Below are 14596 nucleotides of genomic sequence, written 5' to 3'. Positions count from 1 at the left end.
ATACAGTTAGAGTTGTTTTCAATTACTGACTTGCGCCGGTGCAAGAGACTGATGTTGTTGCAGTGCATTGACAAGCGTGTTCAGATGTTGTTCATGTGAGCGAACATAGTGATTCAGTGCCTGTTGAATTTGTGGATTATGTGTGATGGAAGCTGTAGCTGCACACTGCTTAATCAGCAGTTCTTCATTGGTGATAGAGTCCGCAATGTAGTTCAATTCCTTGGGACTCAGCGCTTGCATAGTCTGATTCTGCATGTTTCGATGGCCTCCTCGGCATAAAGTTTATGCGCAATTATTGTTAACCCGGTCGCACAAAAGTATACAAATTCAAATTATAAAGGAGATGTTTCTAATGGATCTGGTCTATGGCACACCTTTCTGGCCCTCCACTTTCAATTCCACATTTAATTATTCTGCTCTGCAAGAAGACATCTCTTGTGACTGCCTCATCATTGGTGGGGGCATGGGGGGCGCATTAACATCTAAACTACTTACGGAACAGGGTGTTAACACTGTTGTGATTGATAAGCGAGACATCGCCAACGGCAGCAGTTCTGCCAATACAGGTCTTTTACAATATACCAATGACAAAACATTAACCTCATGTATCCATACTTTTGGTGAAGCAACAGGCGTACGTTTTTATGAGCTTTGTCGTGAAGCCATGAAACAACTTGCTCAAATTGCAGACAGCCTGGATACAGACCCTTGGTTTATCCCACGTACAAGTCTTTGTTTTGCGAGCAGTGAAGACGATGTGACCCTATTGGAGGAAGAATATCAGACCTTGAAGCGTTATGGTTTTGAAGCGGAACTGTGGGATGCCGACAAAATAAGCCAGCATTTCCCTTTCAGCAAACCCGCTGCACTGTACACAATGGGAGATGCAGAAGTGAACCCCTATCGTTTTGTTCATGCCTTGTTTGAATCCGCCAATAAGCGTGGCGCTCGAATCTATGGTCAGACAGAGATGATACACTGTGAATACAATGAAGATGGTGTAGTATGCCACACTTCCGATGGTAAAATCCGTGCGAAGAAGGTCATATTTGCTGCCGGTTACGAAACTCAGGATATCAAAAAGGATCGTGGAGCCTATTTGAAAACGACCTACGCGATTGCTACCAAACCGTTGTCTGATCTTAGTGAATGGTTTGAACACAGCATGATTTGGGAGACAGCACGTCCTTATTTATATATGCGAACAACACCCGACGGCCGAATCATCGCAGGCGGTTTGGATGAAGAAACACCTCGGGAGGATCAACGTGAAATACGGGCATATCATCGGGGAGATACACTCTTGGAAGAAGTTCTTTCCTATTTCCCTTTAGATGATCTTGAAGTCGATTATGCCTGGGGCGCTGTGTTTGGTAATACGAATGATGGCCTCCCCCTGATTGGCACACATCCGGATTATCCGCATTCGTACTTTGTAGAAGGGTATGGAGGTAACGGAACCGTATACAGCATGATTGCTGCTTCCTTAATTGTGGATGCTATTACTGGCAAACGAAACCCTGATATGGACCTGTTCTCTCTCACACGTACAAGTAAACCATCTCCTGTATAACATCAAAATAAATCAATACAAACAGGGTACAGCACACGGAAAGTTCTCTTTCCCCGCCGCTGTACCCTGTTTATATATTGGGGAGCCTGCTAGGCCGAAGGCTCTTGCCCTTCCGTTCGGTTCAATAACTTGCGCATAAAGATCCATCCAATTAGCGGAGAAGCACCGAGGACAAAAATAAGCCAGGTTAACATGCGTAGAGACGGAGCATTTAAGACCGTCACAATAAATATGGCCAACCCACATAGTCTGCCAAGCATCAGGCATAACTCTCTCAAAACGACAAGTTCAACCCTTTTCTCCACATTTTCGCCACTTGTACCTATCATGTCGAATCCCGCTGATATCATCGGCAGTACATATAACGGCATCGCAACAGCACTCCCAATCCCCATGATTAACAGCGTTCCATAGGTCACTTTCCAGAGAAGAGGAAGAAGCACAACGAGCAGAACAAGGGCTCCGATGAACATGCCTCTTGATCTATACTGTGGTTTGAACCATTTCCCGGCTGCCCAATAACTTACTAATGCCACAGCTGAAGTGATGAGTGAGAACTGCCCCAATTTGTACTCCTGTGCGGTAGCCAAATATACAAGCAGTGCAATCAGGAAGGCAAAGACACCTTCACGTGCACCCTGAGCGAATAAACCCAAGCCTAAGGTCCTCCAGGGGCTATCCCGCTTGGATAGCTGTATCCAAGGTTCCGACCAGCGGTATGTACCGCTCACCTTTCTTTTTTTCAGAAAAAAACTAAAAACTACCGCTATGACATAAATAACGAGTGATACCGTGAAGATGAGCCGATATCCTGTGTTGTCTGTCATGCGAGTAATAATCAGACCGGAGAACCATGGACCTATAATTCCTGTCATCGAACCAAGTAACCCCACCCAGCCGTTGAACAGATCCCTGTTTTCCCGATCCGTTATTTCAAAATACACAACATTAAATGCAATCCAGAATAGCCCCAAGGAACAACCTAGTAGCATACCCAGAGGCCATATCCAGTCTACAGCTTTGGAACCAGCCCAGAGGACTATCATATAAAATATGCCGGACAGCGCAGTACCTAGTCGTAGTGCACTCATTTTATTGTGTTCCTTGACCCATTTGCCAGCAAGCCAGAATGTCAGTCCAATGGCCAGTTGCTGGCTGAGAGTGAACCACCCCAACATGGCATAATCCGGACGGCTTTTCCACAGAAACACATTCAAAAAGGTTCCCGACAGCGCTCCGGCTAACGCAAACAATCCATTCACGCCCAAAAGCAGAATGGATTGTCGGCCTAAAGTAATCTTCATCTGCTCCTCCTTCATCCACCTGAAGTGAACTATGTACAGGTAGGTCTTAGGGTTAACGTGCCCCAAGAAAGAAGAAAACATGATGAATCTTCAGGATTGCTATGAAATTGGTTAGAATCTCCGAAATAAATGTTTATTCCTGCGTACTCAGGTTCTTAATCAGACGCAGACGATCTTCCTCAGACAGACTGTATTGAACTTGGAAACATCCCGAGCATACATAGGTCAATACTTTAAACGGTAATGCCAATAGTGAACCTTCGCCTGAAGCTGCGTTAGCAACTGGTGTGAAGTTATCCTTCGTTGCAGCTTGTGTACCTACGAGAATCATGAATTCCCGGCAATTCGGGCACTCTGGTACTTCTTCTTGATGATCAAGTTGCTTCTGTACACCTTGTTCATACTGAATGAGATCATTACCTTCATCCGCGTATTTGGTTAACGTTCGCAACTCCGGCAATTTGAGTTCGACTTCATCCCCCCACAGATCAGAAAGATCCGTAGTCTGTTTCTCGTTCGTTACATCATCTACATCATAGATGTCGTCCTCAGCTTCATCGTTCTCTTCATCATCGATGTTAATGTTGAGCGTACGGTATCCTTTTAACTCATTGTGGCAATAAGGACACTCTTCTTCAGGACCGAGCTCCTCATCCCATACAATCTCCGTCTGACACCAAGGGCATACTGTTGTTTCCATATTGATCAACCTTTCTCTTTCATATCATCATGTATTCATTACATAGATGACACCGATGGCAAAAAACACGATCGATGCCGCAAACAGAATCCGTATCAATATCTTCATGACCGGTCCCCCTAGATAATGCTCGCGCCAATAACAAACGACAGCGAGACTGAAATAATCATGGATATCAATCCGACAGCTCGGTTATCCGATTCGATCTCCTTATCAATGGAGAACACGGGTGTCAGGAATTCGAACAAAAAATAGGCAATTAGCAGAAGGATAAACCCTACAAATGACCACGTCATGGCTTCATACACCGAAGATTTCGCTTGTATGCAGAACCGCAATACGTTGCAGATCCCGAAGATCTTGCCTCCTGTAGCCATCGCAACGGCCACATTACCCTTCTTGATCTCCGTCCAGCATTTATACTTAGTCACCAGTTCGAAGCAAGCCAGAAATACGAGCAGCTCCATAATCGCTACCGAGAAAAAACCGAGTACCATCCCCAAGGGATGAGACAGCAATTGGTCAATGCTTTCTATCACGCACCGTTCCCCTCTCCCCATCTGCGACCTTCATGAATAAGGTCGCAGAATATCATTGATTCATGGACCGGCTACTCCAATTCTGCGACGGTCACACCGTTCCCGCCTTCTCCGTAATTGCCCAGCCGGTAGCTTTTAATATGTTTATGCTTACGCAGGTAATCCTGAATACCGGAACGTAAAATTCCTGTACCTTTACCGTGAATAATATAAACTTGGCCCAGGTTGGCAAGGAAAGCTTCATCAATGAACCGGTCTGTCTCCATCAGGGCTTCTTCCAGGTTGGTACCACGCAGATCCAATTCACTTTTCACATTGTCATCACGTGTGCGCTTCATACCCGTTACCGGTTTTTGCTTTGGTTTGGCTGCGGGAGCCGATTGCTGCAGTTCCAAGTCATCCAGGGATACTTTCATTTTCATAATCCCCAGTTGTACCATAGCGTCTTTGCTGCCCGCCATCTCTACAACATGGCCTTTTTGATTCAAACTGTAGACAAGCACTTCATCACCAGGACCGATGGCACGAGTCTTCGGCGCTGTTGCCGTCTTTTTGACCGTTTTCCTGCGTTTCTCCGGTTCAGCCTCGTCCAGCTGTTTGCGGGCAGCAATGAGTTTGTGCTCCTTCACAGAAGCACCTTCTTCCATAGCCAACAGGCGAAGATCGGCTATAATCTTCTCCGCTTCCGCGCGAGCCTTGTCCACAATGCTGCGTGCATCTTCTTCTGCTTTTTCAATCCGGCGATCACGCTGCTGTTCCAGCTTCTCCAGTTCGGTCTGATGACGACTGCGTAATTTCTCCATATCCTGGCGCAAGCTCTCTGCCTTCTCACGCTCTTGTTCAGCCGTAAGACGGTTCTCTTCAAGAGAAGCAATCATGTGCTCAATCCGTTGATCCTCTTCCTTCACTTCGCCACGGGCGTAGTCGAGAATGTAACCCGGCAGTCCCAGTCGCTCTGCAATGGCAAATGCATTACTTCGTCCAGGTACACCCACCAGAAGGCGATAGGTTGGACTCAGTGTGTTGATGTCAAATTCCATGCTGGCATTAATGACACCTTTACGCTCATATGCGTATGCTTTCAGTTCACTGTAGTGAGTGGTTGCAACCATGCGACATCCCGTCCGGTGCATATGCTCCAGCATAGAAATCGCCAGTGCGGAACCTTCAGCCGGATCCGTCCCTGCGCCAAGTTCATCGAGCAATACCAAACTTTTTGGTGTCATGTTTTTCAGAATACGAATGATGTTGGTCATATGACTGGAGAAAGTACTCAGATTCTGCTCGATACTCTGCTCGTCCCCAATGTCTGCATAGATCGCATCAAATACACATAACTGACTGCCATCCTCAGCCGGAACAAATAAACCGGACATGGCCATCAGGCTCAGCAATCCAATTGTTTTGAGCGTTACCGTTTTACCACCCGTATTCGGACCTGTCACGATAATGGATGTGTAATCATTGCCCAACTCTATGTCAATTGGAACCACGTTTTCAATCGGAATCAGTGGATGACGGCCTTTCTTGAGCTTCAGGAACCCGCGGTCATTCATGCGAGGCAATGTTGCTTTCAGTTCACGAGCGAGACGTGCTTTGGCAAAGATAAAATCAAGTGATCCCAGCAAGTCGACATCATACAACAGCCACTCTCCCTGCTCACTGACAAGTGCCGTCAATTTCTGCAAAATAATTTCTATTTCGCGTTCTTCCCTAATCCGGGTTTCGCGTAATTTGTTGTTCATTGCAACAATGGATTCCGGCTCAATGAACAATGTCGCACCCGAACCGGATTGATCGTGCACAATCCCGCCAAAGTACGAACGATATTCAGCTTTCACCGGGATAACAAAACGGTCTCCTCTGATGGTGATGAGCTGATCTTGAAGCATCTTGGATACGGTAGAGGATCGAATCATGGAATCCAGCTTTTCGCGAATACGAGCTTCTCCGCCTCGCAGCTCACGACGAATCTGCGCCAACGTTACGCTTGCACTGTCGGCAACCTCTGCATTATCGTCAATACAGATTTTGATGGCATCCTCAAGCGTTTTTTGCTCTGACAGTTGATCACTAATATAGAACAATGATTCGATGGGCTCATCTTCATGCAAAGTACCAATCTGACGTTTCAATCGCCGCGCCGCATAGGTTGTATTGGATATTCCCAAAAGTTCGTGAGGGTTAAGTGTGCCTCCAATTTCAGCACGTTTAATGGAAGCCGTAATATCTACAATTCCCCCAAACGACGGTGAGCCTTTCAGGCGATCAAATGTGAAGGCTTCATCGGTTTGCTGCAGCAACCGCTTCACTTCTTCAAGTTCACTGCTTGGTTCAAGTTGCTCCGCTTTCTTTTTTCCCATAGTTGTCTGGGCAAAGCTAAGCAATGTATTTAAAATTTTGCGATATTCCAATGTGTGTAAAATTTTCGTGTCCAAGTGTACAACTCCTTCCAAACTATATCTGTATTATAACGAAAGAAACTTTCTTACGCTATTTAACGAATCCTTCCACACATAACTTCAACCATAACACCACAAACTACAGGTGTCAGGATTGTGCAACCTCTCCATCCCCTTGGAGTTGCCCTGCTCAGTTCAATCCGAATAAAAGGAGGTAAACACCATGAATTTCCTGGGACATGTCGTGCGATTTATCATCGCTGCAATTGTATTAATGGTGGTTAGCTGGATCGTTCCCGGATTCGCCGTTGGTGGCTTCTGGAGCGCCCTGTTGCTTGCTCTTGTCATTGCCCTGCTCGGCTGGATCGTTGAAGGTATCTTCGGCAAAAGAGTCAACCCGTTTGGTCGCGGTATTGTCGGATTTATCGTTAGCGCACTGGTGATTTGGCTTGGTCAATATGTTGTAGATCATGTTGAAGTCAGCCTGCTCGGTGCCATTCTCGCTGCGCTGGTTATCGGGATTATCGATCTCTTCATCCCGGTATCCACCCCTTTTGATGCCGGACGAAGCTCCAAAAGTTAATCTCCACTTCACCTTAACGTCCCCATGAATTCTCCTAAACCTCTGAAGGCCCTGGGCCGGAAGGGGTTTATTTTATTCGGGCAGTACGGACGCTCTGCTGTACACGTACAATTTTCAAAAAAACGACATACGCAGCGTGTACAGGCATCCACATATTGCGGTATGATGACTGGAGCAATCATTCAAATTTTATCCATATCACGCTTTAAGGAGGCACATGATGAAGAAAGGCATAACATGGCTTGCTGCCTGTATGTTAATTCTGGTCCTCACTGCATGTGGAGGGGCGAAACAGTCCGCAGAATCTGGCAGCAATGGAACCGATGCTGATGCTGGAGTCACAGCCAGTGAAGAATTGGTGATCAAGGCAAGTAACTATGAATTCGATCAACCTGAGTACCATCTTAAAAAAGGCGTTCCCGTTAACATTGTTTATAAAAATGAAAACGGAAATCACGGTATCCTTGTGCCTGAGCTGAATCTTCAACTGGATACCAGAAATAGCTCCAAAGTCATAACCCCGGACAAAGTTGGTGAGTTTGAAATGTCCTGTTCTGTCTTCTGTGGTTCAGGACACAGCAGCATGATCTCCAAAATTATCGTTGAAGAATAGGTTTCAAGACAAGGAGCCCCCGCAGCGACGGGAGCTCCTTCTTTAGTATAACAAATTGTACCAGAGTACGTTGCCCACGAGCCAGTTCTGCTACATTCATTCGGCTAGGTCTGGTCCTGTTCAATCAATTCAATCCATTCGTTATATTCCGTCTGCAATTTCGTATATTCATCATGCAACTGACGATATTCCGTGTTCAGCTGCTCTGCTTTCTCCTGCTCCATTTCACGTTCAACCTGTAACAAACGTAATTGATTGGCCGCTAGTTCGTAACGTTCACCCATCTCAAGCAGTTCAGTTTCCATGATCTCTTTCTCTTGGGTCGCTTCTGCACGTAACTTGTCAAGCTGCTGTCGTTCTTGCTCCAATCCCTCCAGCAACTCACTACTTGCCGCACTTTCTTTCTTCCAAACCGTCAGTTCATTCTCAAGTGCAGCCCAGCGTTCCTGCCAGGATTGTTCCTGAGCCGCCCATTCATCTGCACGGCGTTGCCACACCTGGTCGTTCTGCTCTGCTTGTTCAACACTTGAGCGAAGTTCTTCTTCACGTCTTGTCAACTGCTCCAGACGGGATACCAACTCGGCCTGTTTGGCTGACAGTTCTTCGTGTTTGATCTGCCACTCCAACGCTTCTTCCTCAGTCTGGGCTAGCCGGCTCTCTTGCTCCGAGTAGCGCTCGGAAAGTTTAACTGAAGACTGTCTTGCTTCTTCAAGTGCGCTCACAATCTCTTGTTTCTCTTTGCTCAATTCATCCAGCTTGGAACTGTTATTCTCTTCCCGTTGTAATGCATCACTGTAATCATTACGGATTTGTTTATAGTTATCCTGAAGTCGGTTCAGCTCTTCCCGAACAACATTTAGCTCAACTTCAAGCTGATTGCGTTTCTCTTCCAAAAGCTCTGCATCCTTCTGGTATTGCACAGCCTCTTCATGGTTGAAACGAGACTCTTCCTTCACCACGGACAATTCATCATGAAGGGATTGCACACCAGACTCCAACGTTTCATTTTGTTCAGCAACTTCAAGAATCTGATTCTCCAGGTCTCCGATCTCAGCTAACCGTTGCTCTGCAAGGTCCTTCAAGGACTGCTCACGTTCCGTAAGCGTCCCGATCTCATTCTGCAATGTACGCACCGCAGCATGAGCCTGTTCAAGCACTTTTTGCAGTCTGCGCTGTTCCTCTTCCGACTTCACTTCAGCCTCACGAAGCTTTTGAGCTTCCTGTTCAAGCTGTGCATGTTGCTCCTGAAGTTTGCGTAGCTGTGCTGTGAGAGAGGTTTCTCTATCCACAGTTTCATTATACTTCTGCTTCCATTGTTCCTGTGAATCACGGGATTGCTGGGCAGCCTGTTCCGTTTCACGCAGAAGTTCCTGCAACTGGGAACGGTCTTCTTTCAACTGCTCCAGTTGTTGCTCCAGTTCCGTAATTCGGCGAGTCTGAACTTCCTGCTCCTGTTTACGGACCCCATACTCATGACGTAACGTTTCCAATTGACCACGCTCGTGCTGAAGCTGCTGTTCTTGCTCTGCAACCATGTCCTGTGCACTGATGAGCTGGGTCATCACTTCTTCTAATTGCTCTTCGACATCTAATAGTCGAGTCTCCGTCTGTTTACGTTGTTCCTCAAGTTGCTGTTTGAGCTTGCCCTGTTCTTCTTGCAATAAGGCCTCTGCCGCCGCTGCGGCTTCTTTCGCCTGGGACGCTGCTGCTTCCTTGGCTTGCTGCAATTGTTCCTCGAGGGCTGCTTCTTTCTCCATCCATTCGAGTTCCAACTGCTCGGATAACGTCTTGAACTCCGCAGTCAACTGATTTATCTCAGTCAGGCGCTTCTGCTCCGCTTGTTCCTGCAAGTCAGCCCGTTCCTGATTCGCCTGATCCGTGAGCTCTTGTGTCTGTTGCAGCGCTTTTTCTTCAACCTGCTGGAGCTTAAGTTCCATCTGTTGCTGAAGTTCGTTATATCGCAGCGCTGCTTCTTCCTGAGCTTTCTTCAGATTTCTCTCTGCCTGCTCCAACTCGGACAAAATGGCCGACTCGGCTTCTTCCTTGGCTGTCTGAACCTGCTGCGCAGCCTTGGCTTCAATCTGTTGACGTTCTGCAACGGCGCGGCTTTCGGCTTCTTTTAATTGAGCTGCAGTCTTGTCCTGCAACTCTTTATATTGCGCCGCAGCTTTGGCCTGCGCCTGCTGCAATTCGGCTGCAGAACGGTTCTGAGCTTCTTTGAGCTGGGAAGCTGCCTGTGCCTGTGCATTTTTAAGCTGATTAGCCGCTTTCTCTTCCATTTCCTTCAGCTGTTTCGTTCCCTTGGCTTCTGCTTCCTTCAGTTGTGCCGTCGCTTGGGCCTGCAATTTCTGCACTCGCTCCGTTGCTTGGGCGCGCTCTTGCTCCAGCAGCTTATTCAACTTGGCTATCTCTGAATTTTTGTCCGATTCGGACTTTTGCAACGCCTGCTCTGCTTCAATCTTCAGCTGTTGCAAATCAGCAAGAGCCTGGTCACGACGTTCCAATTCTTGTTGATGTTCATTTTGTATGGCGTTTAACCGATTCAATTCGTTTCTCAGTTCTGTACGTTCTCCAGTAAGCATCTTCAGTTCATTACGGATTTCCTGAGTCTGAAGAGACTGTTCAGCCATATGTACAGCCGCCAGTACCGCAATACGCGGAGTATCCAGACGGGAATTTTGCTTGGAGATTGCGCCCATACGCTCATCTACCAGGTTAGCTACTTGTTTCATATAGTCGGCACTGCTGCCAACCAGTTTATAGGAAGTCCCGTAGATCTCTACGGTGACGCGTGTACGATCAGGTGTAGTCACAGTTGTGCCCTCCTTCAAGTCTGTATGTTGATTCTAAGCTGTAATCACAAAAAAGTCACATCGATCCTCTAATGCTAAGGATTCGATGTGACTTCAAACAATTCCTGCTAATCTTTGTTCAAAAAATCTTCTTTTGTCCTATTTACGCAATTCCGCTCCGAATTGCTCTTCCAGACGAGCCACTACACGGGCATGAACTTCAGTAACTTCCTCATCGGTGAGTGTACGTTCACGATTCCGGTATACCAGTGCCATCGCCACGCTCTTCTTGTTTTCACCCAGTTTACTGCCAGTAAACACATCGAATACCTGTACGTTTTGTAACAATTCACCCGCCGATTCACGAATGGCGCGCAGCATATCTCCAGCTTCAACATCCTCATTCACAACAACCGCGATATCACGTTCCATGGCTGGGAAACGCGGAAGCTCACGATAACGAATGTCAGCGTCTGCTTCGCTGTAGATCGATTCAAGTGCAATCTCTGCGATGTACACATCATTCAGATCATACTGCTGTTGCAGTTCCGGATGCAATTGACCCAATGTACCGATCAATGTGCCTTCCCCGCCATCCTTACCTTCCAGGTAAACCGATGCGGAACGTCCCGGATGGAATCCTTCAGGGCTGTTTGCTACCAAGCGAATGCGTTGTTCAAGCCCCACATAGGCGAACAGATGCTCAAGAGCACCTTTCAGATCGAAGAAGTCTACTTTCTCCGCTCCAACATTCCACTGCTGGCTTGCACGATTCCCGGTGAGCAGCAGCCCCAGTACTGGGATTTCATGCGGTTGTTTGGTCAACTGATCTTCTTCGGTGAAGAACACATTGCCCACTTCAAATACAGCCAGTGAATCCTGTTTACGGTTCATGTTATACACCGCTGCATCCAGCATTTGTGGCAAAATACTCGTACGAAGCACACTGCGGTCCTCGCTCATAGGCATCGCGAGTTTCACGGCTTTACTTCCTTGTGTCAACGCCGGGAACAGGGTCGCTTTATCCGGGTGCACAAAGGAGTAACTGATCATTTCCTGCCAGCCACTGCCTGAGAGCAATCCACGAATCGTGCGACGCATCGCTTGAGAGCGTGTATATGCCCCTGGAGTCGTGGGTCCTTCAATCCATGTGGTTGGAATGTTGTCGTATCCGTACAGGCGTGCAATCTCTTCAAACAAGTCTACATCGAGCGTAATGTCCCCTCTGCGTGTTGGCACTTCCACATCCAGCAATCCTTGATCAGCATCACCACATGCAAAGTGCAAGCGAGCGAAGATCGTTTTTACCTCAAGCAAAGACAGATCCGTTCCCAGATAACGATTCAGTCGGTCCAGCGACAATTGAATTACACGTTTCTCCGCAGCTTCTGCTCCAGCTTCCACGATTCCTTGGTGCACTTCACCTTCAGCATAACGCTGAATCAGTTCAGCCGCACGATCCAAAGCCGTAATCACCGCACCCGGGTCTACTTCCTTCTCAAAACGCATGCTTGCTTCGGAACGCAGCCCCAGTTGGCGCGACGTTTTCCGAACGGTCCCGCCGTCGAACTTGGCGGACTCTAGCAACAGATTCACCGTGCCTTCCGATACCTCGGAATTCTCGCCACCCATAACCCCAGCGATGGCTACAGGTTTCACTCCATCCGTGATGAGCAACATGTGCGGCTCCAGCTTGCGCTCCTGTCCATCCAGCGTAACAATCGTTTCGCCTTCGTTGGCCATCCGCACTTCAATATGGCCCTTTTCCAGCTTATCCGCATCGAATGCATGTAGCGGTTGACCGTATTCCAGCATGACATAGTTCGTGATATCAACGATGTTATTGATTGGGCGAACACCTGCCGCCATGAGACGGTTTTGCATCCACAGCGGGGAAGCACCCAGCTTAATGCCAGTTACATAACGAGCTGCATAGTGACTGCATTGCTCCTGTGCCTTAATCTCTACAGAGATATGATTCGCGGCTACATCACCAATTTCAACCAGTTGGTCTTTGGGACTTGGCAGCTTCACTTCACGACCCAGAATGGCACCCACCTCATAGGCAGCACCACGCATGCTGAGACAGTCGGAACGGTTCGGTGTCAGGTCCAGTTCAAGCACATGATCGTCGAGACCAAGAACCTGGCTGATTGGCGTGCCAACCTCCGTTTGTTCCGGCAGAACGAGAATACCTTCCTGCTGATCTTTGGGAAGCAATTTGTCGTTCATGCCCAGCTCTTTGGCGGAACAGATCATGCCAAGGGAGACAACACCGCGCAGTTTGGCTTTTTTGATATCCATTCCACCAGGGAGCTTCGCTCCAACCAGTGCTACGACTACTTTTTGGCCTGCATCCACATTTTTCGCACCACACACGATCTGCAGATCTTCTTCCTGGCCGGCATCGATGACACATACATTCAGTTTGTCTGCATCCGGGTGTTTCTCCTTGCTCTTCACATAACCTACAACAACTTTATTCACGCCCTTGTTGCGGTTCTCCACTACATCAATTTCGACACCCGCACGGGTGATTTTCTCCGCCAATTCCTGTGGCGTCACACCTTCAAGGGAAATATAATCAGACAGCCAATCTGTCGATACTCTCATGGACGTTCACTTCCTTCATCTATAAATTGGTGTTCCCAGTTCATTTGCTTGCTCTATATGGTTAATCTTTCTTGTCTTAAAGTTATAGCCGTCCGAATTGCTTCAGGAAGGTCAGATCGCTATTGTAGAAGTGACGGATATCATCAACACCGTACTTCAGCATCGCGATACGCTCTACGCCCATACCAAATGCGAAACCACTGTATTTCTCCGGATCATAACCACCCATTTCCAGTACTTTCGGGTGAACCATACCGCCGCCCAAAATTTCAAGCCAGCCTGTTTGTTTACATACCCGACAGCCGCTGCCGCCACATTGTACACAGGTTACATCCACTTCCGCACTTGGCTCTGTGAACGGGAAGAAACTTGGCCGCAGACGAATTTCCGTGTGGGAACCGAACATTTCGCGCACGAATTGCAGCAGGGTCCCTTTCAGATCGCTCATACGAATGTTTTCGCTAATGACCAATCCTTCAACCTGGTTGAATTGGAAAGAGTGCGTCGCATCGTCGTCATCACGGCGGTATACTTTACCTGGGCAGATGACTTTGACAGGCACTTCGCCCTTCATGCTCTGCATGGTACGTACTTGAACCGGCGATGTATGGGTACGCATCAACAAGTCCTCGGTAACATAGAAGGAATCCTGCATATCGCGCGCCGGGTGATTCTTCGGTAGATTCAATGCTTCAAAGTTGTAATAATCCATTTCGACTTCAGGACCTTCCGCAACGCGGTATCCCATACCGATGAAAATATCTTCGATCTCCTGTACCACTTTGGTCAGTGGATGCAGTCCGCCTTGACGTCCACGACGTCCTGGCAGAGTCACATCAATTTTCTCGGATTGCAGACGCTTCGCCGTCTCTTCCTTCTGGAACTGATCCTGCTTGCTGTCGATGACTTCCTCAATGGCAGCCCGAACATCATTGGCTACTTGACCAATAACTGGACGTTCCTCCGCACTAAGTGCACCCATACCGCGCAAAATTTCAGTTAATGCACCCTTTTTCCCCAAATACTTTACACGCAGATCACCGAGCGTCTGCGGATCATTCACACCAGACAACTGCTCCAGCGCTTCGATCTTCAATGCCTCTAAACGTTCTTTCATGTGTAATTGCCCCCTTTTTGTGGTGTTTTTGCAACAAAAAAAGGCCTTCTCTCCCCTGAAGGGACGAAAAGACCGTGGTACCACCCTTGTTAGACATCCATTGCTGCGTGGCCCTTTTGGCCTGCAACCGGTTCTGTCTCACTTTGTACGGAATAACGACCGTTAACCGTTTGCCCCTACTGTTGCCTCTGTGTCTGCACACAAACAGGTTCAGGGAACCGCTTCGGAGTGAATTTCGGCAGCCTTGTTCTACAGAAACGCTCTCAATCTACGGCGCTTCCTCCCTGTCCAGAGGCACTGCTTACTTGTCTCCATCATCACGTTTGCTTAGTTTACCCATATCGATATAATCATCGATGA

Annotated in this window: 11 protein-coding genes; 3 read left to right on the top strand and 8 right to left on the bottom strand. The window is 47.7% G+C overall.

What is annotated here, in order from left to right:
• Positions 1–18: 18 nt before the first annotated feature.
• Positions 19–255 (bottom strand): hypothetical protein, encoded by a 237-nt coding sequence (locus ACETMN_RS09110; RefSeq protein WP_091014732.1) that lies wholly within the window; start codon positions 253–255, stop codon positions 19–21.
• 97 nt (positions 256–352) lie between these two features.
• Here ACETMN_RS09110 and ACETMN_RS09105 point away from each other — a divergent pair, with 97 nt between their 5' ends.
• On the top strand, positions 353–1573 hold the full coding sequence (locus tag ACETMN_RS09105) for an NAD(P)/FAD-dependent oxidoreductase (protein WP_091014733.1): 1221 nt from the start codon (positions 353–355) through the stop codon (positions 1571–1573).
• Between the two features lie 89 nt (positions 1574–1662).
• Here the strand turns inward: ACETMN_RS09105 and ACETMN_RS09100 are convergent, their stop codons facing one another.
• The 4 genes from ACETMN_RS09100 to ACETMN_RS09085 form a co-directional block, all read right to left on the bottom strand.
• Positions 1663–2877 (bottom strand): MFS transporter, encoded by a 1215-nt coding sequence (locus tag ACETMN_RS09100; protein WP_091014735.1) that lies wholly within the window; start codon positions 2875–2877, stop codon positions 1663–1665.
• Between the two features lie 133 nt (positions 2878–3010).
• Positions 3011–3577: a hypothetical protein gene (locus tag ACETMN_RS09095; RefSeq protein ID WP_091014744.1), complete on the bottom strand. Its 567-nt coding sequence runs from the start codon at positions 3575–3577 to the stop codon at positions 3011–3013.
• Positions 3578–3696: 119 nt separating this feature from the next.
• Positions 3697–4137: a DUF350 domain-containing protein gene (locus ACETMN_RS09090; protein ID WP_082219034.1), complete on the bottom strand. Its 441-nt coding sequence runs from the start codon at positions 4135–4137 to the stop codon at positions 3697–3699.
• Positions 4138–4187: 50 nt separating this feature from the next.
• Complete coding sequence (locus ACETMN_RS09085; RefSeq protein ID WP_091014746.1) at positions 4188–6554, bottom strand: endonuclease MutS2; 2367 nt, start codon at positions 6552–6554, stop codon at positions 4188–4190.
• A 187-nt stretch (positions 6555–6741) separates the two neighbouring features.
• Between ACETMN_RS09085 and ACETMN_RS09080 the strand changes: the two genes are divergently transcribed.
• Together ACETMN_RS09080 and ACETMN_RS09075 are read left to right on the top strand one after the other, a co-directional pair.
• The gene (locus ACETMN_RS09080; RefSeq protein ID WP_017689637.1) at positions 6742–7101 is read left to right on the top strand and encodes a phage holin family protein; all 360 of its coding nucleotides are present in this window, start codon (positions 6742–6744) and stop codon (positions 7099–7101) included.
• Between the two features lie 220 nt (positions 7102–7321).
• A complete protein-coding gene (locus ACETMN_RS09075) occupies positions 7322–7714 on the top strand; it encodes a cytochrome C oxidase subunit II (protein WP_091014748.1) in 393 nt (130 codons plus the stop codon).
• A 104-nt stretch (positions 7715–7818) separates the two neighbouring features.
• On the opposite strand, the gene ACETMN_RS09070 is transcribed toward ACETMN_RS09075, so the two are convergent.
• The 3 genes from ACETMN_RS09070 to pheS form a co-directional block, all read right to left on the bottom strand.
• Positions 7819–10527, bottom strand: coding sequence for a cell division protein ZapA (locus tag ACETMN_RS09070; protein ID WP_091014750.1), 2709 nt, complete (start codon positions 10525–10527; stop codon positions 7819–7821).
• A 138-nt stretch (positions 10528–10665) separates the two neighbouring features.
• Positions 10666–13119, bottom strand: coding sequence for a phenylalanine--tRNA ligase subunit beta (gene pheT, locus ACETMN_RS09065; protein WP_091014752.1), 2454 nt, complete (start codon positions 13117–13119; stop codon positions 10666–10668).
• 82 nt (positions 13120–13201) lie between these two features.
• Positions 13202–14236, bottom strand: a complete 1035-nt coding sequence (gene pheS, locus ACETMN_RS09060; protein WP_017689641.1) for a phenylalanine--tRNA ligase subunit alpha — start codon at positions 14234–14236, stop codon at positions 13202–13204.
• Positions 14237–14596 lie beyond the last annotated feature (360 nt).

The organism is Paenibacillus sp. M2 (genome assembly GCF_046713495.1).
In the GTDB taxonomy this organism is placed as follows: domain Bacteria; phylum Bacillota; class Bacilli; order Paenibacillales; family Paenibacillaceae; genus Paenibacillus; species Paenibacillus amylolyticus_B.
Note: the sequence above shows the minus strand (reverse complement) of the source record. Positions and strands in the feature narration are given on the sequence as shown.

Bases quoted from the DNA above. Each gene is read 5' to 3' on its own strand.
- ACETMN_RS09110 (WP_091014732.1), bottom strand. From the start codon at position 255: ATGCAGAATCAGACTATGCAAGCGCTGAGTCCCAAGGAATTGAACTAC.
- ACETMN_RS09105 (WP_091014733.1), top strand. From the start codon at position 353: ATGGATCTGGTCTATGGCACACCTTTCTGGCCCTCCACTTTCAATTCC.
- ACETMN_RS09100 (WP_091014735.1), bottom strand. From the start codon at position 2,877: ATGAAGATTACTTTAGGCCGACAATCCATTCTGCTTTTGGGCGTGAAT.
- ACETMN_RS09095 (WP_091014744.1), bottom strand. From the start codon at position 3,577: ATGGAAACAACAGTATGCCCTTGGTGTCAGACGGAGATTGTATGGGAT.
- ACETMN_RS09090 (WP_082219034.1), bottom strand. From the start codon at position 4,137: ATGGGGAGAGGGGAACGGTGCGTGATAGAAAGCATTGACCAATTGCTG.
- ACETMN_RS09080 (WP_017689637.1), top strand. From the start codon at position 6,742: ATGAATTTCCTGGGACATGTCGTGCGATTTATCATCGCTGCAATTGTA.
- ACETMN_RS09075 (WP_091014748.1), top strand. From the start codon at position 7,322: ATGAAGAAAGGCATAACATGGCTTGCTGCCTGTATGTTAATTCTGGTC.
- pheT (WP_091014752.1), bottom strand. From the start codon at position 13,119: ATGAGAGTATCGACAGATTGGCTGTCTGATTATATTTCCCTTGAAGGT.
- pheS (WP_017689641.1), bottom strand. From the start codon at position 14,236: ATGAAAGAACGTTTAGAGGCATTGAAGATCGAAGCGCTGGAGCAGTTG.